The organism is Streptomyces sp. NPDC085460, assembly GCF_044541975.1.
Lineage (GTDB): Bacteria > Actinomycetota > Actinomycetes > Streptomycetales > Streptomycetaceae > Streptomyces.
Genome location: NZ_JBITTO010000012.1, coordinates 90700 through 108871, shown reverse-complemented (window position 1 = coordinate 108871; position 18172 = coordinate 90700). Strand labels below are relative to the sequence as shown.

General features: G+C 72.0%; 17 protein-coding genes. 2 read left to right on the top strand and 15 right to left on the bottom strand.

Annotated elements, in window-relative coordinates:
* Positions 1 to 3: 3 nt before the first annotated feature.
* From ahcY to ACIGHB_RS28225, 14 genes are all read right to left on the bottom strand, one after another.
* Positions 4 to 1398: an adenosylhomocysteinase gene (ahcY, locus tag ACIGHB_RS28290; protein WP_360315285.1), complete on the bottom strand. Its 1395-nt coding sequence runs from the start codon at positions 1396 to 1398 to the stop codon at positions 4 to 6.
* Complete coding sequence (gene metF / locus ACIGHB_RS28285; protein WP_399916809.1) at positions 1391 to 2254, bottom strand: methylenetetrahydrofolate reductase [NAD(P)H]; 864 nt, start codon at positions 2252 to 2254, stop codon at positions 1391 to 1393. Before metF ends, ahcY begins: the two co-directional genes overlap by 8 nt.
* Positions 2251 to 5730 (bottom strand): methionine synthase, encoded by a 3480-nt coding sequence (gene metH / locus ACIGHB_RS28280; protein WP_399916806.1) that lies wholly within the window; start codon positions 5728 to 5730, stop codon positions 2251 to 2253. The genes metF and metH overlap by 4 nt, the downstream gene beginning before the upstream one ends.
* Complete coding sequence (locus tag ACIGHB_RS28275) at positions 5727 to 6710, bottom strand: carbohydrate kinase family protein (protein WP_360315291.1); 984 nt, start codon at positions 6708 to 6710, stop codon at positions 5727 to 5729. The genes metH and ACIGHB_RS28275 overlap by 4 nt, the downstream gene beginning before the upstream one ends.
* A gap of 5 nt (positions 6711 to 6715) precedes the next feature.
* Complete coding sequence (metK, locus tag ACIGHB_RS28270; protein WP_399916804.1) at positions 6716 to 7924, bottom strand: methionine adenosyltransferase; 1209 nt, start codon at positions 7922 to 7924, stop codon at positions 6716 to 6718.
* The gene (locus tag ACIGHB_RS28265) at positions 7921 to 8178 is read right to left on the bottom strand and encodes an acyl carrier protein (RefSeq protein WP_360315295.1); all 258 of its coding nucleotides are present in this window, start codon (positions 8176 to 8178) and stop codon (positions 7921 to 7923) included. The genes metK and ACIGHB_RS28265 overlap by 4 nt, the downstream gene beginning before the upstream one ends.
* Before the next feature lie 11 nt (positions 8179 to 8189).
* A complete protein-coding gene (gene acpS, locus ACIGHB_RS28260; RefSeq protein ID WP_360315297.1) occupies positions 8190 to 8633 on the bottom strand; it encodes a holo-ACP synthase in 444 nt (147 codons plus the stop codon).
* Between the two features lies 1 nt (position 8634).
* The gene (locus ACIGHB_RS28255) at positions 8635 to 9489 is read right to left on the bottom strand and encodes a hypothetical protein (RefSeq protein WP_399916801.1); all 855 of its coding nucleotides are present in this window, start codon (positions 9487 to 9489) and stop codon (positions 8635 to 8637) included.
* 81 nt (positions 9490 to 9570) lie between these two features.
* On the bottom strand, positions 9571 to 10464 hold the full coding sequence (locus tag ACIGHB_RS28250; RefSeq protein ID WP_399916799.1) for a diiron oxygenase: 894 nt from the start codon (positions 10462 to 10464) through the stop codon (positions 9571 to 9573).
* Positions 10465 to 10489: 25 nt separating this feature from the next.
* Positions 10490 to 11533 (bottom strand): class I SAM-dependent methyltransferase, encoded by a 1044-nt coding sequence (locus ACIGHB_RS28245; RefSeq protein WP_399916797.1) that lies wholly within the window; start codon positions 11531 to 11533, stop codon positions 10490 to 10492.
* On the bottom strand, positions 11530 to 12381 hold the full coding sequence (locus tag ACIGHB_RS28240; RefSeq protein WP_399916795.1) for a class I SAM-dependent methyltransferase: 852 nt from the start codon (positions 12379 to 12381) through the stop codon (positions 11530 to 11532). Before ACIGHB_RS28240 ends, ACIGHB_RS28245 begins: the two co-directional genes overlap by 4 nt.
* Before the next feature lie 130 nt (positions 12382 to 12511).
* A complete protein-coding gene (locus tag ACIGHB_RS28235) occupies positions 12512 to 13054 on the bottom strand; it encodes a MaoC family dehydratase (RefSeq protein WP_360315307.1) in 543 nt (180 codons plus the stop codon).
* A 121-nt stretch (positions 13055 to 13175) separates the two neighbouring features.
* Positions 13176 to 14345, bottom strand: a complete 1170-nt coding sequence (locus ACIGHB_RS28230) for a trans-sulfuration enzyme family protein (protein WP_399916793.1) — start codon at positions 14343 to 14345, stop codon at positions 13176 to 13178.
* 161 nt (positions 14346 to 14506) lie between these two features.
* Positions 14507 to 15946 carry an MFS transporter gene (locus ACIGHB_RS28225; protein WP_399916791.1) on the bottom strand — a complete coding sequence of 480 codons (1440 nt, stop codon included), beginning with the start codon at positions 15944 to 15946 and terminating at the stop codon, positions 14507 to 14509.
* 164 nt (positions 15947 to 16110) lie between these two features.
* Here ACIGHB_RS28225 and ACIGHB_RS28220 point away from each other — a divergent pair, with 164 nt between their 5' ends.
* Entirely contained in the window at positions 16111 to 16869 is a 759-nt protein-coding gene (locus ACIGHB_RS28220) for a hypothetical protein (protein ID WP_399916789.1), read from the top strand.
* A gap of 85 nt (positions 16870 to 16954) precedes the next feature.
* Complete coding sequence (locus ACIGHB_RS28215) at positions 16955 to 17674, top strand: hypothetical protein (protein WP_360315315.1); 720 nt, start codon at positions 16955 to 16957, stop codon at positions 17672 to 17674.
* Between the two features lie 67 nt (positions 17675 to 17741).
* Here ACIGHB_RS28215 and ACIGHB_RS28210 read toward each other — a convergent pair whose 3' ends face one another.
* Positions 17742 to 18131 (bottom strand): hypothetical protein, encoded by a 390-nt coding sequence (locus ACIGHB_RS28210; protein ID WP_399916786.1) that lies wholly within the window; start codon positions 18129 to 18131, stop codon positions 17742 to 17744.
* Positions 18132 to 18172: the final 41 nt, after the last annotated feature.

Below are 18172 nucleotides of genomic sequence, written 5' to 3'. Positions count from 1 at the left end.
GGCTCAGTAGCGGTAGTGGTCGGGCTTGTACGGGCCGTCGACGGGGACGCCGAGGTAGGCGGCCTGGTCGTCGCTGAGGACGGTCAGCCGCACGCCGAGCGCGTCGAGGTGGAGCCGGGCGACCTTCTCGTCCAGGTGCTTGGGCAGCGTGTACACCCCCGTGGGGTAGTCGGACGTCTTCGTGAACAGCTCGATCTGGGCCAGGGTCTGGTCCGCGAACGAGTTCGACATCACGAAGGACGGATGACCGGTGGCGTTGCCCAGGTTCAGCAGCCGGCCCTCCGACAGCACGATCACCACCTTGCCGTCGGGGAACGTCCACGTGTGGACCTGCGGCTTCACCTCGTCCTTGACGATCCCCGGCACGGCGGCCAGGCCGGCCATGTCGATCTCGTTGTCGAAGTGGCCGATGTTCCCCACGATCGCCTGGTGCTTCATGCGGGCGATGTCGGACGCCATGACGATGTCCTTGTTGCCCGTCGTGGTGATGAAGATGTCGGCCGTCTCCACCACGTCGTCCAGGGTGGCCACCTGGTAGCCGTCCATCGCCGCCTGGAGCGCGCAGATCGGGTCGATCTCGGTGACGATCACCCGGGCGCCCTGGCCGCGCAGGGACTCCGCCGACCCCTTGCCGACGTCGCCGTAGCCGCAGACGACGGCGGTCTTGCCGCCGATCAGGACGTCCGTGGCGCGGTTGATGCCGTCGATCAGGGAGTGCCGGCAGCCGTACTTGTTGTCGAACTTCGACTTCGTCACCGCGTCGTTCACGTTGATCGCCGGGAACAGCAGCTCGCCCGCCCGGTGCATCTCGTACAGGCGGTGCACGCCCGTCGTGGTCTCCTCGGTGACCCCGCGGATCCCGGCGGCGAGCGCGGTCCAGTCGAGCGGGCTGTTCTCCAGCAGGGCGCGGACGACGGCCAGTTCCTCGTTCGCGGCCTCCGGCAGCACGCCCGTCTTCCGGTACTCCACACCCTTGTGGACGAGGAGCGTGGCGTCGCCGCCGTCGTCCAGGATCATGTTCGGCCCGTCGGCGCCGGGCCAGGTCAGCGCCTGCTCGGTGCACCACCAGTACTCCTCCAGGGTCTCGCCCTTCCAGGCGAAGACGGGGATGCCGGCGGCGGCGATCGCGGCGGCGGCGTGGTCCTGGGTGGAGTAGATGTTGCACGACACCCAGCGGACCTCGGCGCCCAGCGCGACGAGGGTCTCGATCAGGACGGCGGTCTGCACCGTCATGTGCAGGGAGCCGGTGATGCGGGCGCCGGCCAGCGGGCGGGCCTCGGCGTACTCGCGGCGGATCGCCATCAGGCCGGGCATCTCGTGCTCGGCGAGCGTGATCTCCTTGCGGCCGAACGCCGCCAGGGACAGGTCCGCGACCTTGAAGTCGGTGAACTCAGACATGGGCTGCGACTCTCCTAGCGCTGAGGACGGTGCGGTGGATCTCCAGGGCCGCCGTCGACTTGTTGAGCGTGATGTAGTGCAGGCCCGGCGCGCCCTCGTCGAGGAGGCGCAGGCCCATGGCGGTGGCGTGCTCGACGCCGACGCGGTGCGCGGCCGCCGGGTCGTCCCTGGCGGCTTCCAGGCGGTGGGCCAGGTCCTCGGGGAAGGCCGCGTCGGAGAGTTCCGCGAAGCGGCGGATCTGGCGCACGTCGGTGGCCGGCATGATCTCCGGGATGATCGGGGTGTCGCAGCCGGCGGCGGCGACCCGGTCGCGCAGCCGCAGGTAGTCCTCCGGGTCGAAGAACATCTGCGTGACGGCGTAGTCGGCGCCCGCCCTGCACTTGGCGACGAAGTGCGCGAGGTCGCTCTCCGGGTCCCCGGAGCGCGGGTGCCCCTCGGGGAAGGCGGCGACGCCGATCCTGAAGTCACCGAGCGAACGCACGAGTTCGACCAGCTCGTAGGCGTACCGGTAGCCGTCCGGGTGCGCGGTCCACGGGCCGCGCGGGTCGCCCGGCGGGTCGCCGCGCAGGACGAGGACGTCCCGGACGCCCGCGTCGGCGTAGGCGCCGACGATCGCCCGGAGTTCGGCGACCGAGTGGCCGACGGCGGTGAGGTGGGCGACGGGCCGGAGGGTGGTCTCGGCGGCGATCCGCTGGGTGACCCCGACGGTGCGGTCCCGGGAGGACCCGCCGGCGCCGTACGTGACCGAGACGAAGTCCGGCTTCAGCGCCTCCACGCGCCGGACCGCGTCCCAGAGCGTCCGCTCGCCCCGGTCGGTCTTCGGCGGGAAGAACTCGAAGGAGAACGTGGGGGTCATCTGCGGCCTCCCGCGTTGAAGTAGCTCGCCTCCGGGTGGTGGACGACGAGGGCGTCCGTGGACTGCTCGGGGTGGAGCTGGTACTCCTCCGACAGCTCGACGCCGATCCGCTCCGGCCGCAGCAGGGCGGCGATCTTGGCGCGGTCCTCCAGGTCGGGGCAGGCGGGGTAGCCGAGGGAGTAGCGGCAGCCCTGGTACTCGGTGCGGAGCATGCCGTCGAGGCCGGCCGGGTCGGCGGCGCCGATGCCCCATTCGGCGCGCACCCGGGCGTGCCAGTACTCGGCGAGGGCTTCGGCCAACTGCACGGACAGGCCGTGGAGTTCGAGGTAGTCGCGGTAGGCGTCGGCGGCGAAGAGGCGGGCGGTCTCCTCCCCGATGCGCGAGCCGACCGTCACCACCTGGAGGGCGACGGTGTCGATCTCCCCGGAGTCCTCGGCGCGGTGGAAGTCGGCGAGACAGAGGCGGCGGCCCCGCTGCTGGCGGGGGAAGGTGAAGCGGGTCCGCTCGCCTCCGTCCTCGTCCAGGACGATCAGGTCGTCGCCCTTGGACACGCAGGGGAACCAGCCGTACACGACGGCCGCCTCCACCAGGTCCTCGCGCGCGACCCGGTCGAGGAGGGCGCGCAGCCGGGGCCGGCCCTCCGTCTCGACCGTCCCGGAGTCCTTGAGCCCCCACTGGCCCTTGAAGAGCGCCGTCTCGTCCAGCCAGGGCGCGTAGTCGGCCAGCGGGATGCCGGTGACGACCTTCGTGCCGAGGAAGGGGGGTTCGGGTACGGGGTTGTCGGCGGCGACGTCCGAGCGGCCGGCGGGCTCCGGCTCCCGCACCTCCAGGGGGGTCTCCCGCTTCGGGACCCGCCGCTGTTTCAGGGCGGGGAGCACGGCTCCGGGGACGCCCCGCTTCACCGCCATCAGGGCGTCCATGAGGCGCAGGCCCTCGAAGGCGTCGCGGGCGTAGCGGACCTCGCCCCGGTACAGCTCGTGGAGGTCCTGTTCGACGTAGGCCCTGGTCAGGGCGGCGCCGCCGAGGATGACGGGGAAGCGTTCGGCGAGTCCGCGCCCGTTCAGTTCCTCCAGGTTCTCCTTCATGATCACGGTGGACTTCACGAGGAGGCCGGACATGCCGATGACGTCCGCCCTGTGCTCCTCTGCCGCTTCCAGGATCGCGGAGACGGGCTGCTTGATGCCGATGTTGACGACGTTGTAGCCGTTGTTGGAGAGGATGATGTCGACGAGGTTCTTGCCGATGTCGTGGACGTCGCCGCGGACGGTGGCGAGCACGATCGTGCCCTTGCCCTCGGAGTCCGACTTCTCCATGTGCGGTTCCAGATGGGCCACCGCGGTCTTCATGACCTCGGCGGACTGGAGCACGAACGGCAGCTGCATCTGGCCCGAGCCGAACAGCTCGCCGACCGTCTTCATCCCGTCGAGCAGCACCTCGTTGACGATCTCCAGGGCCGGCCGCAGCGCCAGCGCCTCGTCGAGGTCCGCCTCCAGGCCGTTCTTCTCGCCGTCGACGATCCGCCGCTTGAGGCGCTCCTCCAGCGGCAGCGCCGCCAGCTCCTCGGCCTTTCCGGCCCGCAGCGACTGGGTGGTCGCGCCCTCGAAGAGCTCCAGGAGCCGCTGGAGCGGGTCGTAGCCCTCGCGCCGGCGGTCGTGGACGAGGTCGAGCGCCACCTCGACCTGCTCGGGTTCGAGCCGGGCGATGGGCAGGATCTTGGAGGCGTGGACGATGGCCGAGTCCAGGCCGGCCTTGACGCACTCGTCGAGGAAGACCGAGTTGAGGACGAGCCGGGCCGCCGGGTTGAGGCCGAAGGAGATGTTGGACAGGCCGAGCGTCGTCTGCACGTCGGGATGGCGGCGCTTCAGCTCGCGGATCGCCTCGATCGTCGCGACGCCGTCCCCCCGGGACTCCTCCTGGCCGGTGCAGATGGTGAAGGTCAGGGTGTCGATGAGGATGTCCGACTCGCGGATGCCCCAATTGCCGGTGAGGTCGGCGATCAGGCGCTCCGCGATCTCGACCTTCTTCTCCGCCGTCCGGGCCTGGCCCTCCTCGTCGATGGTCAGCGCCATCAGCGCGGCGCCGTGCTCCCGGGCCAGCGCCGCGACCTTCGCGAAGCGGGAGTCGGGCCCGTCGCCGTCCTCGTAGTTGACGGAGTTGACGACCGCCCTGCCGCCCAGCTTCTCCAGCCCCGCCCGCAGGACGTCCACCTCGGTGGAGTCGAGGACGATCGGGAGGGTGGAGGCGGTCGCGAAGCGGCCCGCCAGCTCCTCCATGTCGGCGACGCCGTCCCGGCCCACGTAGTCCACGCACAGGTCGAGCATGTGCGCGCCCTCGCGGATCTGGTCCCGGGCCAGCTCGACGCAGTCGTCCCAGCGGCCCTCCAGCATGGCCTCGCGGAACTTCTTCGACCCGTTCGCGTTCGTCCGCTCCCCGATCGCCAGGTACGAGGCGTCCTGCCGGAACGGCACGTGGGCGTAGAGCGAAGCGGCGCCCGGCTCGGGGACCGGACGCCGCTCCAGGACGGCCGCGCCCCGGACCCGGTCCACCATGACCCGGAGGTGCTCCGGGGTGGTGCCGCAGCAGCCGCCGACCAGCGCGGGCCCGTAGGTCCGGACGAACTCCTCCTGCGCGTCGGCCAGTTCCTCCGGCGACAGGGGGTAGTGGGCGCCGTCCGAGGTGAGGACGGGCAGGCCCGCGTTGGGCATCACCGAGAGCGGGATCCGGGCGTGCCGGGAGAGGTGGCGCAGGTGCTCGGCCATCTCCGCCGGTCCGGTGGCGCAGTTGAGACCGATCATGTCGATGCCCAGCGGCTCCAGGGCCGTCAGGGCGGCCCCGATCTCGGAGCCGAGGAGCATGGTGCCGGTGGTCTCCACGGTCACCTGGACGATGACCGGGAGGTCGAGGCCGGCCCCGTCCAGGGCGCGGCGGGCGCCGACGACGGCCGCCTTCGTCTGGAGCAGGTCCTGGGAGGTCTCGATCAGGAGGGCGTCGGCGCCGCCCTGGAGCAGGCCCTCGGCGTTCCGCCGGAAGGCGTCGCGCAGGGCGCCGTACCCGACGTGCCCGAGGGTCGGCAGCTTGGTGCCGGGGCCGAGGGAGCCGAGGACCCAGCGGGGCCTGCCGTCCTCGGCGGTGCAGGCGTCGGCGACCTCGCGGGCCACCCGGGCGCCGGCCTCCGACAGCTCGTGGACGCGGTGCTCGATGCCGTACTCGGCGAGCGCGGCCAGGTTGGCGCCGAAGGTGTTGGTCTCGACGCAGTCGACGCCCGCCGCGAAGTACTCCCGGTGGACGGCGGCGACCAGATCGGGGCGGGTGAGGTTCAGGACCTCGTTGCAGCCCTCCAGGCCGGTGAAGTCGTCCAGGGACGGGTCGGCGGCCTGGAGCATGGTGCCCATGGCGCCGTCGGCGACGACGACCCGCCGGGCGAACTCCTCCCGCAGCGACGGCCTCACACCGGCCCCCTCAGGTGCGGGCCTCATACCGGCCCCCTCAGGTGCGGGACGAGGGTGGCCGCGCAGCCGGGCCCGTAGGCGGTGCGGATCCGGTCGAGCAGCGGCCCCCGGTCGAGCCGGTACTCCTGGGTGCCGACGGTCCCGAGGACGGCCGAGGCGACGGCGCACCCCAGCTCGGCGGCGCGCCGCTCGGGGACGCCCCACAGGGTCCCGGCGAGGAATCCGGCCCGGAAGGCGTCGCCGACGCCGGTCGGGTCCACCACGGCGGGGACGGGGACGGCGGGGACGGCCAGCGGGTCGCGGCCCTCGCCCCGGATCCGTACGCCGGCCTCGCCGTGGGTGGTGACCCAGGCTCCGACGCGGCGCAGCACCTCCGCCTCCGTCCGGCCGGTCTTCTCCAGCAGCAGGGCGGTCTCGTACTCGTTGGTGAACAGGAACCGGGCCCCGTCCACCAGCTCCCGCACCGCTGCCCCGTCGAGCCGCGCCAGCTGCTGCGAGGGGTCGGCGGCGAAGGGGATTCCGAGCTCGCGGCAGGCGCGGGTGTGCCGGAGCATCGCCTCGGGGTCGTCCGGGGAGACCAGGACCAGATCCAGGCGGCCGGTGCGGGCGACGACGTCCCTCAGGTCGATCTCGCGCGCCTCGGCCATCGCGCCCGCGTAGAAGGTGGCGATCTGGTTCTGGTCCCGGTCGGTGGTGCAGACGAAGCGGGCGGTGTGCAGGGAGTCGCTGACCCGCACCGCGTCGGTGTCGACGCCGTGGTCCTTGAGCCGGACCCGGTACGGCTCGAAGTCGGCGCCGACCGCGCCCACGAGGACCGGGCGCAGGCCGAGCGTCCCGAGTCCGAAGGCGATGTTCGCTGCCACTCCGCCGCGCCTGACCTCCAGGCTGTCGGCGAGGAACGACAGGGAGACCCGGTCCAGCCGGTCGGCGAGCAGCTGCTCGCCGAAGCGGCCGGGGAAGGTCATCAGATGGTCGGTCGCGATGGAACCAGTGACAGCGATGCGCATCTCCGTCAGACCCCCGCCGCCGTCTTGAGGGCGCCGGCCCGGTCGGTGCGCTCCCAGGTGAAGTCGGGGAGCTCGCGGCCGAAGTGGCCGTACGCGGCGGTCTGCGCGTACACCGGCCGCTTGAGGTCCAGGTCGCGGACGATCGCGGCCGGACGCAGGTCGAAGACCTGGGTGACGGCGGCCTGGATCCGGTCGACGGGGACGGTCTCGGTGCCGAAGGTCTCGACGAAGAGGCCGACCGGCTCCGCCTTGCCGATCGCGTAGGCGACCTGCACCTCGCACCGGCGGGCGAGTCCGGCGGCGACGACGTTCTTGGCGACCCAGCGCATCGCGTAGGCGGCGCTGCGGTCGACCTTCGACGGGTCCTTGCCGGAGAAGGCGCCGCCGCCGTGGCGGGCCATGCCGCCGTACGTGTCGATGATGATCTTCCGGCCGGTGAGGCCCGCGTCGCCCATGGGGCCGCCGACCTCGAAGCGGCCGGTGGGGTTGACGAGGAGGCGGTAGCCGTCGGACTCCAGGGTCACGCCCTCCTCGACGAGTTCTTTGAGGACGTGCTCGACGACGTACTCGCGGATGTCGGGGGTGAGCAGGCCGTCGACGGAGATGTCGGCGGCGTGCTGCGAGGAGACCACGACGGTGTCGAGGCGGACCGGGCGGTCGCCGTCGTACTCGACGGTGACCTGCGTCTTGCCGTCGGGGCGCAGGTAGGGCACGGTGCCGTCCTTGCGGACCTCGGTCAGGCGGCGGGCGAGGCGGTGCGCGAGGGCGATCGGCAGCGGCATCAGCTCGGCGGTGTCGTCGCAGGCGTAGCCGAACATGAGGCCCTGGTCGCCGGCGCCCTGGGCGGCGAGCTCGTCGTCCGCGCCGTCGACCCGGGACTCGTAGGCGGTGTCGACGCCCCGCGCGATGTCGGGGGACTGGGCGCCGAGGGAGACGGAGACGCCGCAGGAGGCGCCGTCGAAGCCCTTGGCGGAGGAGTCGTAGCCGATGTCGAGGATGGCGTCCCGGACCAGCTGGGCGATGGGGGCGTAGGCGGTGGTGGTGACCTCGCCGGCGATGTGGACCTGGCCGGTGGTGATCAGGGTCTCGACGGCCACGCGGGCCTGGGGGTCCTGGGCGAGGAGGGCGTCGAGGACGGTGTCGCTGATCCGGTCGGCGATCTTGTCGGGGTGGCCCTCGGTCACGGACTCCGAGGTGAAGAGGCGGCCGCTCATGCCTGCACCGCCCCGGTCCCGGCGTTCGCGAAGAAGTGCCGCTCGATGGCGCCGAGGGTGCGGATGGCGTCGACCTCCAGGGTCTCCATCTGGATGGAGACGCCGCTCTCCTGTTCGAGCAGGAAGACGAACTCGACGAAGGACAGGGAGTCGATGAGCCGGTTCTCGATGAGGTCGAGGTCGGGGGCGATGTCCTGGCGCTCGGGGTGGCGCTCCAGGATCCAGTTCTTGACCTGCTGCAGGCCGTCGGCCATGGGGGAACTCCTCAACTCGTGTGCGTGGGTGGGGTGTGGGCGATGATCGGGGCGGCGACCGCCACCGCGTAGTCCACGTCGTGGCTGATGGACACGGTGATCTCGGCGATGCCGGAGCCGGCGGCCATCTCGGCGGCGGAGCCGTGCAGTTCGACGAGCGGCCAGCCGCCCTCGGAGCGCCGCACCACGATGTCCGGCCAGGGCAGGAACCTGCCCCTGACCCGTAAGGTCTTGAAGGCCGCTTCCTTGGCCGCGATCCGTCCGCACAGGCTCAGTACGTCGAGCCCGGTGGAGGTGCGGCAGTCGGCGAGTTCGCCGGGGGTGAGCATCCGTGCGAAGAAGCGCTCCCCGTACTGGTCGAGGAGCCGGCGGACACGGGTGACGGACACGATGTCCATGCCGAGGTTCGCCCAGCCCAGGCCGCCCGCCGGCGGGGCGACGGGACGGGCCGGCACGTCAGATCACCGGCCCGGCCGCGTCCAGGACCGCCCGGGTCGCCGCCTCCCAGCCGCCGTGGCGGCGGGTCAGCGCGGACAGCCAGCGTTCGAGGCCGAAGGCGACGCAGCTGGTGAAGGCCGGGCCGCCGGTGGAGGCGAGCGTGATGGCGCAGCGCTCGCCGAAGAAGTTCCGGTGCGTGTTGACCGAGGCGATCGCCAGGTCCTCGTACAGGAACTCGTACTTCACCGGGGTGAGCCGCTGGAGGAGGGCCTTGGAGCCGCCCTTGTCGAAGAAGGGGTCGCAGGCGGCCTCCTTCCGCAGGGACAGGCCGACGGCCTCGGCGAAGGCGTCGACGCGGGCGGTGAAGGCGGTGAGGTGGTCCTCGGCGTGCTCGCGGGAGCCGAGGGCGACGATCTCCCGCATGCGGAAGCCGAGCTGCCGGCGCATGCCCTCGTAGTGGGTCTCCTTGCGGAAGCACCACGAGCAGACGGTGACGAGGGTGTCGTCGGCGATCCGCCGGCCCTGGTGGTCCAGGTAGACGGCGTAGCAGGAGGCGGAGGGGAGGCCGAGGCCGGCCGGTTCGAGGGAGGCCGCGGGCCAGTGGCCGCGGTCGCCGTCGAAGGGGGTGGTGAGCCGCTTCTCCAGGTCGAGCGGGGCGGCGAGGACGGCCTGGTGGGGGAAGTTGTCGTAGTAGTCGAGCCGGGCCAGGTCGGCGGCGGGCAGCAGCGGGGGCATGGTCATCGGGCGGGCGCCCGCGGTCACGCCCCAGCGTTCGAAGGTGTCGTCGAGGAGCCGCAGCAGGCGGGTCCCCTCCGGCCCCAGGGACGGCAGGCCCCTGGTCGCCCCGACGGTCTCGGGGATGGTCACGGTCATGGTCGGTGCACCTCTCGGTGAGGGCTCACGGTGAGGGCTCTGGAGCGAGGGCCCCCGGCCGTGTGCGCGGGACCGGTGCTCTCAGAGGACGGGCAGGGTGTCGTCGGAGAAGATCCCGGTCTTCAGGAAGAAGGCGAGCGGCTTGCGGATCGCCTTCCGCTCGTGGGCGCGGCGGGCCGGGTCGGCGATCAGCGCGTTCCGCAGGCCGAGCGGGTCGGGGATGCCGGCGTCCTTGTACACGTGCGGGTTGTAGAGGGAGTTGACGCTGTAGACGACGTACCGCTTGAGGTACGCCTCCACCTCGCGGACGCGGTCGGCGGGGACGGCCTCGCACATCCGCTGGAACAGCAGGGAGACCAGCTCGCGGCCGAAGGCGATGTGGCGGGACTCGTCCTGGTGGTGGATGCGGTTGACCTCGCGGATGGTGTGGCACAGCGAGGTGTCCTTCGCCATCCGGGAGTTGTAGTGGTCGACGAGCTCCTCGAAGAAGAGGATCCGGGTGAAGACGAGGAAGTTCTCGACCTCGGGTGCCCAGGCGGCGTCGGCGCGCATGGCGGTGGAGCCGTAGATCTTGTGGCCGTAGCGCCGGCAGAACTCGGAGAAGAACCACATGTGTTCGTTCTCCTCGCCGATGAAGTGGTGGAAGAAGTCGGAGGGCACCTCGAAGCCGGGCATGTGGATGCGGCCGACGACCTCGATGAGGAGTTCGCGGATGCCGTGCACGTTGAGGCTGTAGAAGTTGACCGACTCCCACTTGGAGAGGCGCTGAAGCGTTTCCTCTCCGAGGCGGTCGTAGTGCTCGGTACCGAAGACGGTGAGCAGCTCCGGCGTCATCCAGAAACGGTTCTCCTCCAGGGTCTCGGGCCACTGGAAGGTCTGGTACGGGTTGTAGTAGTCCTCGACCGAGCGCTCGCTGAGGCGGCTCAGGACCTCCATGAACCGGTCGCTGACGGGGAGGGGGGCGGTCACGCCCATGGTGCGGGCTCCTTCGGATCGGGGGCTACGGGCGGACTTCGTAGACGACGTTCACGGGGGTCTCGGCGGCGCGCCGCCAGCGGGTGAAGCCGGCCTCCTCGGCGATCGCCCGGAACGCCTTCTCGCCCGAGTGGTTGCCGAGCGCGTGCGGGCCGCGCTGCGCGACCGCGACCGGCAGGCACATCACGGCGGACAGGGCCATGAACATGCGGGCCGCGGGCGTCTGGGTGTCGACGTCCCCGGGCGAGACGTTGGACTCGACGAGCATCCAGGTGCCGTCCGCGTCCAGCGACTTGTGGACGTGCTGGGCGGCGGCGACCGGGTCGCCCATGTCGTGCAGGGCGTTGAAGAAGCAGACCAGGTCGTAGCCGGAGCCCGGGTAGTCGTCGGCGGAGGCGACCTCGAAGCGGACCCGGTCCGAGAGCCCGGCCTCCTCGGCCAGCTCGCGGGCGATCGCGATGGCCTCCTCGGAGTAGTCGAAGCCGTGGACGGTGGCCTGCGGGAACGCCTTCGCGATGAGGAGCGTGGTGTGCCCGACGCCGCAGCCGACGTCGGCGACGGTGCCGCCGGCGCCGAGCTTCCCGGTGACCTCGTGGAGGGCGGGCAGCCAGTCGGGGACGAGCTTGTGCTCGTACGTCGGCTGGAAGAAGGAGCCCATGCCGGTGTCGAGGGCCGCGTCGTGCTCGGCCCAGCCGACGCCGTCACCGGTCCGGTACGCCTCGACCAGCAGGTCCTCGGTGGCGTACAGCGCCTTCAGCGCGGTGAAGAAGCCGGCGGCGAAGGTGACGGCCTTCGGGTCGGCCAGCACCTCGGCGTGGTCGGAGGGGAGCGTGTACGTGAGCGAGCTCGGGTGCCGCTCGACGTACCCGGCGGAGAGCTGGGCGTGCAGCCACTCCTCGACGTACCGCTCGTCCGTGCCGGTGCGCGCGGCCAGCCCGGCCGCGGTCAGGGGCCCGCCGTCGGCGAGGGCCCGGTAGAGGCCCAGGCGCTCGCCGAGCGCGACGGTCAGGCCGCGGACGGCGGCGCCGGCGTCGCCGATGACCCTCTGGTGGAACTCGTGGGCGCTCACGCGGCCACCTCCTCGTCGTGTCCGGGCACGCCCGGCAGCTCGCACGTGAACAGGAAGGAGCGGGGCACGCCGGGGACCGTGCGGGCCGGGACCGGGTAGGGCCAGCGCTCGAAGTCGGCGCCCTCCTCACCGGGCTGCCGCACCTCGCGGACGGACCAGCCGCACTCGGCGAGCAGCGCCTCGGGCTCCTCGGTGCCGAAGAGCCACGGGTTGCCGTCCTCCTCCAGCGCCTTCATGAAGCCGCGGGCGAGCGGGTTGGTGAGGGCGGAGCGGGAGATGACGTCGCCGAGGAGGACCGAGCCGGGCGCGGAGTGGGCGGCGAGGGTCGCGATCAGGGTGCGTACGGCCTGCTCGGGGAGGAAGAAGAGCAGGCCCTCGACGACCCAGAGGACCGGCTCGTCGCTCTTCCATCCGGCTTCCTTCAGCGGCCCCGTCCAGTCCTGGGTGAGGTCCACGGGGACGGCGACGCGGGTGCGCCCGGCGGGCCGCGGCTCGTCCTTCAGCATCTCCGCCTTGGTCTCCAGGAGGGCGGGCCGGTCGAGCTCGTAGACGGTGACGCCGTCGGGCCACGGCAGCCGGTGGAAGCGGGTGTCCATGCCGGCGGCGAGGAACACCACCTGGCGGATGCCGCGCTCGCGGACGGCCCGGACGATCGCCCGGTCGAGGTAGGTGGTGCGGATGGCGAGGAACGGCACGATGCCGCCGCCGTCGTAGCGCTTCAGCAGCTCGAAGCCGATCTCGTCGGCGACGGTGCGCGCGTAGGGATCGGCGAACAGCCGGTCCTCGCGCTCGGTCTCCAGGGCCCGCGCGGCGGCGGTCCACTGGGCGGTGCGGGATACGGCCTCCACGGGAGGTCCCCCTTCGGTTGATGTCCGGTGTCCGGTGCGGTGACACGCGGTGGTGTTCCGGCGATGTCCTTCGGCACGGGAGCGGGTGTGCGGACGGCCGTGTTCAGGGCCTGGCGGGCATACGGACCCGTCAGGCGGTCATGAGCGGGACACAGACCTTGGCCCGGGCGCCCGTACAGCCGACGGGGTCCTCGGCCGCGGGCATCGACGACGGATGCGCGGCCTCGGTGCCGTCGGGGCGCCGGCGGAAGATGCTGTGCAGGATCATGCTGAACACGGCCGTCCCGTCGGCGGCCACGAGCGTGCACCGCGGCTTGACGGTGCCGGTGGCGGGATTGAACGGCGACGGGGTGGCGCCGAGGACCTCGACGCGCGCGGTGAGGACGTCGCCGGGGCGGACGGGGCGCAGATAGCGGACCTCGTCGATGCCGGGCGAGCCGAGGCAGTCGCTGTACGCGAGCAGGCCGTCCACGTACCGCCGCATGAAGAGCGCCTGGGTGTGGAAGCCGCTCGCGATCAGGCCGCCGAACGGCGAGTCCCTGGCCCGCTCCGGGTCGGTGTGGAAGGGCTGCGGGTCGAAGCGCCTGCCGAACTCCAGCACCTCCTCCGCCGTGACGGTGACGGTGCCCAGCTCGTGGACGTCGCCGGGCCGGAAGTCCTCGAAGTAGCGCATCAGGCGCCCCCCTTGACCTAGGAGTTCTACGTTTCCTGGCATCACCCAATCTACGAATCGGTCATTTATTTTGTCAACCCAAAAGAAGCCGGAAGGTGGGCGGTGACGGCACGAACCCGCCCTACCCGAGGGCCTGTTCGACGTCGGCCCACAGGTCCCCGGCGTCCTCGACGCCGACGGACATCCGTACGAGCCCGGGGGCGATCCCCGCGGCGGCGAGGGCGTCCGCGTCCAGCTCGCGGTGCGAGGTGGACGCCGGGTGGGCGACGAGCGTCTCCACGCCGCCGAGCGAGAGCGCGAGCTTCGCGAGCCGCACCCGCTCGATGAAGGACCGCCCCGCCTCCCGCCCCCCGGCGAGCTCGAAGGAGAGCAGCCCTCCCCCGCCGTCCAGGACCTTCCGGGCGGTCCCGTACGAGGGGTGGTCCGCGCGCCACGGGTAGTGGACGGCCGTGACGCCGGCGCGGGCCGCGAGCAGCTCGGCGAGGGCGGCGGCGTTGGCGCAGTGCGCCCGCATCCGCAGGGGCAGCGTCGGGATCCCGCGCAGGGTGAGCCAGGCCGCGAACGGGTCGGCGCAGGCGCCGAGTTCGACCGTGCGGGGCCAGACGCGGCGGCGCAGCTCCTCGTCGGCGAAGACGGCGGCGCCGCCCAGGACGTCGGAGTGGCCGGAGAGGTACTTGGTGGTGGAGTGGACGACGACGTCGGCTCCCAGCTCCAGCGGGCGGCAGAGCACGGGCGAGGCGAGCGAGTTGTCGACCATGCTCGTCACCCCGAGGGTGCGGGCGGCGGCGAGCAGCCCGGGGAGGTCCGCGACCTGCCCGGTGGGGTTGGCGATCGTCTCCAGGACGAGGAGCCGGGTGGCCGGGTGCACGGCGGCCGCCTCGAACTCCGCCGGGTCGTCGCCGGACATCCGGACGACCTCGATCCCGTACCGGCCGGCCAGGTCCGACAGGACGGCGTGCGTCCCGCCGTAGAGGCAGCGCTGGGCGACCACCCGGTCGCCGGGCCGCAGCAGCGCGAGCAGGACACCGCTGATCGCGCCCATGCCGGAGGCGAAGGCGATCGCGCCCGCGCCCCGCTCCAGGACCGCGAGGGTCTGCTCCAGGGCGCGGACGGTCGGGTTGCCGCGGCGGCTGTAGACGTACCGGCCGTCGGGGTCGGCCATCGCGCCGGCGAGTTCGGCGGCGGAGTCGAAGGCGAAGGCGGAGGACTGCACGAGGGGGACGGAGAGGGGCCAGCTCCCCTCTCCGAAGGGTTCGTTGACGACGTGCACGGCGCGGGTGCTCAGTTCCACGGGAGTCCCATCGGTGGACGGAAAGGGGCCGCCCGGCGTCCGGGACGGACGTCGGGCGGCCCCTTCGGACCATGCGGCCGCCGGCGGGGCCGGCGGGTCGGGCGGGTCGGGCGGCCCCTTCGGACCATGCGGCCGCCGGCGGGGCCGGCGGGTCGGGCGGCTCAGGCGGAGACCTTCTCGCCCTGCGGGGCGGAGGCGCTCTCGGTGCCGCCCATGGCGGCCTTGTCGCCCTTCATCACCAGGAGGGTGACGACACCGCCGACGGCGGCGATGACCGCGGCGCCGATGAAGGCGGCCGAGAAGCCCTCGGTGAGCTTGGGCAGGTTCCCGAGCTGGTCGGCGCCCTGCGACATGGCGACCGCGGTGAGGGCGGCGAGGCCGAGCGCGGAGCCGACGTTGTAGGTGGTGTTGACGATGCCGGAGGCGAGACCGGCCTGCTCCTGCGGGGCGCCGGACATCGCGGCGATCATCGCCGGGATGTAGGCGAGGGACATGCCGAGCGCGGCGACCAGCGAGGCCGGCAGGACGTCGACGAGGAAGGTGCCGGTGGGCGGGACCGCGGCGAGCCAGACCAGGCCGGCGGCGAGGACCAGCAGACCGCCGCCGATCAGCGGCTTGGCGCCGACCTTCATCATCAGGCGGGACGTGATGGCCGTCATGAAGATCATGAGGAGCACGGTCATCGGGAGCAGCGCGGCGCCGGAGGCGAAGGCCCCGTAACCGAGGACCTGCTGGAGGTACAGGTTGAGGAAGTACCACATCGGGATCCACGCGGCGCCGAGGAGCGTCATCGCCAGGTTGGCCGAGCCGAGGCGCGGGACCCGCCAGACGCTGAGCGGCATGAGCGGCTCGCGGACGGACTTCTGGATCACGAGGAAGAGGACCAGGAGGACGGCGGCGCCGGCCAGCTGGAGGACGGTGGCGGTGGCGCCCCAGCCGACCTCGGGGGCGCGGACCACGGCGAAGACGGCGAGCGCGAGACCGGCGGTGACGGCGACGGCGCCGAGGACGTCGACGGAGCCGCGGCGGGACTCGACGTCCGGGAGGAGCCTGGTGGCGGCGAGGGTGGCCAGGCCGATCGGGATGTAGATGATGAAGACCCACTGCCAGGCGGCCCACTCGGTGAAGACGCCGCCGAGGAAGACGCCCGCGGTGCCGCCGGCCGGGGCGGCGGCACCGTACAGCGCCATCGCCTTGCCGAGCTCCTTCGGGTCGTGCATGAAGAGCATCATCAGGAGGGTCATCGCGGAGGGCGCGATGAGCGCGCCGCCGACGCCCTGCACGGCACGGCCGGCGATCTCGACCCAGGCGGTCTGCGCGGCGGCGGCGAGCACCGAACCGGCGATCATCACGGCCCAGCCGGTGACGAAGATCCTGCGGGCCCCGATCAGGTCGGAGAGGCGTCCGCCGAGGAGCAGCAGACCGCCGAAGACGATCACGTAGGCGTTGAAGACCCACTGGAGCTCGCCCTGGCTGAAGCCGAGGTCCTTCTGCATCTCGGGGAGCGCCACCCCGATGATCGAGGTGTCCATGATGACCATGAACTGGGCGGTGGCGAGCACGAGAAGTGCCCACCAGCGCCGGGGGTTGACGTTTGACATCGCACTGCCCTTCACTCGCGGCCGACCGGTGGCCTGGGCCGTTCACATACCCCTGGGGGGTACCTTCGCGGAGCACCGTAGCATACCCGTGGGGGGTATGTAAGTCCGAGATGAGCGCCGGATTCCGCCCGGGATTCGGACCGCCGTGCAGGCACAATGCGCCCATGACCACCGCAACCGAGGACAGCGCGACCGGGGCCGACGACGACCTCCTCCGGCGCTGGAACGCCACCCTGCTCGCCGCCCGCGCCGGCCGGGAGGGCCCCGACCCCGCCCCGTACGGCCGCAACCTGCTGGACCGCTGGGCCGAGCCGCAGCGGCGCTACCACACGGTCGCCCACCTGCGGGCGGTCCTCGACCGCGTCGACGAACTGGCCGACCAGGGCGGCGAGGGCGGAGAGCTCGAACTCGTACGGCTGGCCGCCTGGTTCCACGACGCCGTCTACCGCCCCGACCGCTCGGAGAACGAGGAGCGCTCCGCTGCCCTCGCCGAACGCGCCCTGAACGAAGCCGGGTTGACGCCGCACGAGATCGCGGAGGTGGCCCGCCTGGTCCGCCTCACCGTCACCCACGACCCCGACCCCGGCGACCTCAACGGCGAGACCCTCTGCGACGCGGACCTGGCGATCCTCGCAAGCGACCCCGATACCTACAGGGGGTATGCGGCGGCGGTCCGCGAGGAGTACGGCTTCGTCCCCGACGCCACCTTCCGCGAGGGCCGCGCCACCATCCTCCGCCGCCTCCTCGACCTGCCCCGCCTGTTCCGCACCCCGTACGGCGCGGCGGTGTGGGAGGAGAAGGCGCGGGAGAACCTGGAAAGGGAACTGCGGGAACTACGGGAACGGCAGGACGGCGAGAACAGCGGGGACAACGGGGACAGCGGGAACACGGGGAACTGGCGGCGGACTGAAGCCGAAACGTGATCCGGTACCTCCACTACCGTCGGTAAGATCATTTCGTTTGTGATCCGAACCGCACGCACGTGAACGCCCGGAAAGAACAAAGAACATGAAACTGCGCACGGCCCTTCCGCTCGCCGCCGTGATACCCGCCCTGTTCCTGGCGACCGCGTGCAGCGGTGAATCCGCGGATTCCGAGGGAAAGAATCCGAAGCCCTCCGGAAAAAGCACGCAGAGCGCCCAGGAGAAGGAGTCCGCGGAGGCGAGGAAGCTCGGCACGCTCGACACCCCGGCCCTGGAGAAGGCGGTCCTCACGGGCGTCGTCGCCGGCTTCGAGGCCAAGCGGGTCGCCAAGGCGGAGGTCGAGGCCGGCCGGAACATGGAGGCCGACCGCGAGGAGTGCCAGCCGCTGGCCAGCATGATCGGCGGCTTCACCCACGTCGACCCGGTGGCCACCGCCCACCGCTCCCTCCAGGGCGCCAAGGCCACCGACGCGACCGTCGGCTCCATGTGGCTCGCCTCCCACTCCGAGGAGAACGCCGCCCGCGTCATGGACGAACTCGGCACCGCCGTCACCGCCTGCCCCCAGGGCTTCAAGACCCTCGGCCTCACCTACGGCAAGGTCGAGAAGCTGCCCGCGCCGAAGCTCGGCGACCAGGCGGTGGCGTACCGGATCACCGGCGACATCGGGAAGCAGAAGGTCCCGATGACGTACACGGTCGTCCGCTCCGGCGGCGTCGTCGCCGCCTTCTACGGCGTCAACATGCTGGACCCGAAGCAGGCGGCGATCCCGGAAGCGGTCGTGAAGGCCCAGCTCGACCGGCTCTGACCCGGGAGACGACGAAAGGGGGCCTTCCCGGTGCGCTGCGCACCGGGAAGGCCCCCTTCGTTCGCGGTCAGGAACCGTTGAGAGCGGCGTCCAGCGCGGGACCGGTCATCGCGACCACCGTCGCGGTCTCCCGCGCCTCGGCGGGAAGCCCGGCCCGGTCCGCCTCCTCGCGGAGCAGGACCGGACCGTCCGACGGGGTCACACTGGCCCCGAGGCGGACCACCAGTTCGGCGAGGACGTCGAAGAACGCACCGCGGGGAAAGCGGCTGACGGCCACACAGACCTCGTTGACGTCCACGTGGACCTCGTGGCCCTCGGCGGTGCGCAGCAGCACCCCGCCCAGGACGTCGTCGCCGCCCTCCGTGGCGTGGGGCGCCAGCACCTCCTGGACGACCCGCATGTCCAGCGGTTCCGGCTCCCCGTCACGGTAACGGAGCACGAACAAAGTACGACTCATCCTCGAATCCTCACGGAAACGTCTCTCGCCGGCACTCGGCG

What these genes read in the sequence shown, in the direction of transcription:
- ahcY (WP_360315285.1), bottom strand. Translation starts at nt 1,398, where the DNA reads ATGTCTGAGTTCACCGACTTCAAGGTCGCGGACCTGTCCCTGGCGGCG.
- metF (WP_399916809.1), bottom strand. Translation starts at nt 2,254, where the DNA reads ATGACCCCCACGTTCTCCTTCGAGTTCTTCCCGCCGAAGACCGACCGG.
- metH (WP_399916806.1), bottom strand. Translation starts at nt 5,730, where the DNA reads ATGAGGCCCGCACCTGAGGGGGCCGGTGTGAGGCCGTCGCTGCGGGAG.
- ACIGHB_RS28275 (WP_360315291.1), bottom strand. Translation starts at nt 6,710, where the DNA reads ATGCGCATCGCTGTCACTGGTTCCATCGCGACCGACCATCTGATGACC.
- metK (WP_399916804.1), bottom strand. Translation starts at nt 7,924, where the DNA reads ATGAGCGGCCGCCTCTTCACCTCGGAGTCCGTGACCGAGGGCCACCCC.
- ACIGHB_RS28265 (WP_360315295.1), bottom strand. Translation starts at nt 8,178, where the DNA reads ATGGCCGACGGCCTGCAGCAGGTCAAGAACTGGATCCTGGAGCGCCAC.
- ACIGHB_RS28255 (WP_399916801.1), bottom strand. Translation starts at nt 9,489, where the DNA reads ATGACCGTGACCATCCCCGAGACCGTCGGGGCGACCAGGGGCCTGCCG.
- ACIGHB_RS28250 (WP_399916799.1), bottom strand. Translation starts at nt 10,464, where the DNA reads ATGGGCGTGACCGCCCCCCTCCCCGTCAGCGACCGGTTCATGGAGGTC.
- ACIGHB_RS28235 (WP_360315307.1), bottom strand. Translation starts at nt 13,054, where the DNA reads ATGCGCTACTTCGAGGACTTCCGGCCCGGCGACGTCCACGAGCTGGGC.
- ACIGHB_RS28225 (WP_399916791.1), bottom strand. Translation starts at nt 15,946, where the DNA reads ATGTCAAACGTCAACCCCCGGCGCTGGTGGGCACTTCTCGTGCTCGCC.
- ACIGHB_RS28220 (WP_399916789.1), top strand. Translation starts at nt 16,111, where the DNA reads ATGACCACCGCAACCGAGGACAGCGCGACCGGGGCCGACGACGACCTC.
- ACIGHB_RS28215 (WP_360315315.1), top strand. Translation starts at nt 16,955, where the DNA reads ATGAAACTGCGCACGGCCCTTCCGCTCGCCGCCGTGATACCCGCCCTG.
- ACIGHB_RS28210 (WP_399916786.1), bottom strand. Translation starts at nt 18,131, where the DNA reads ATGAGTCGTACTTTGTTCGTGCTCCGTTACCGTGACGGGGAGCCGGAA.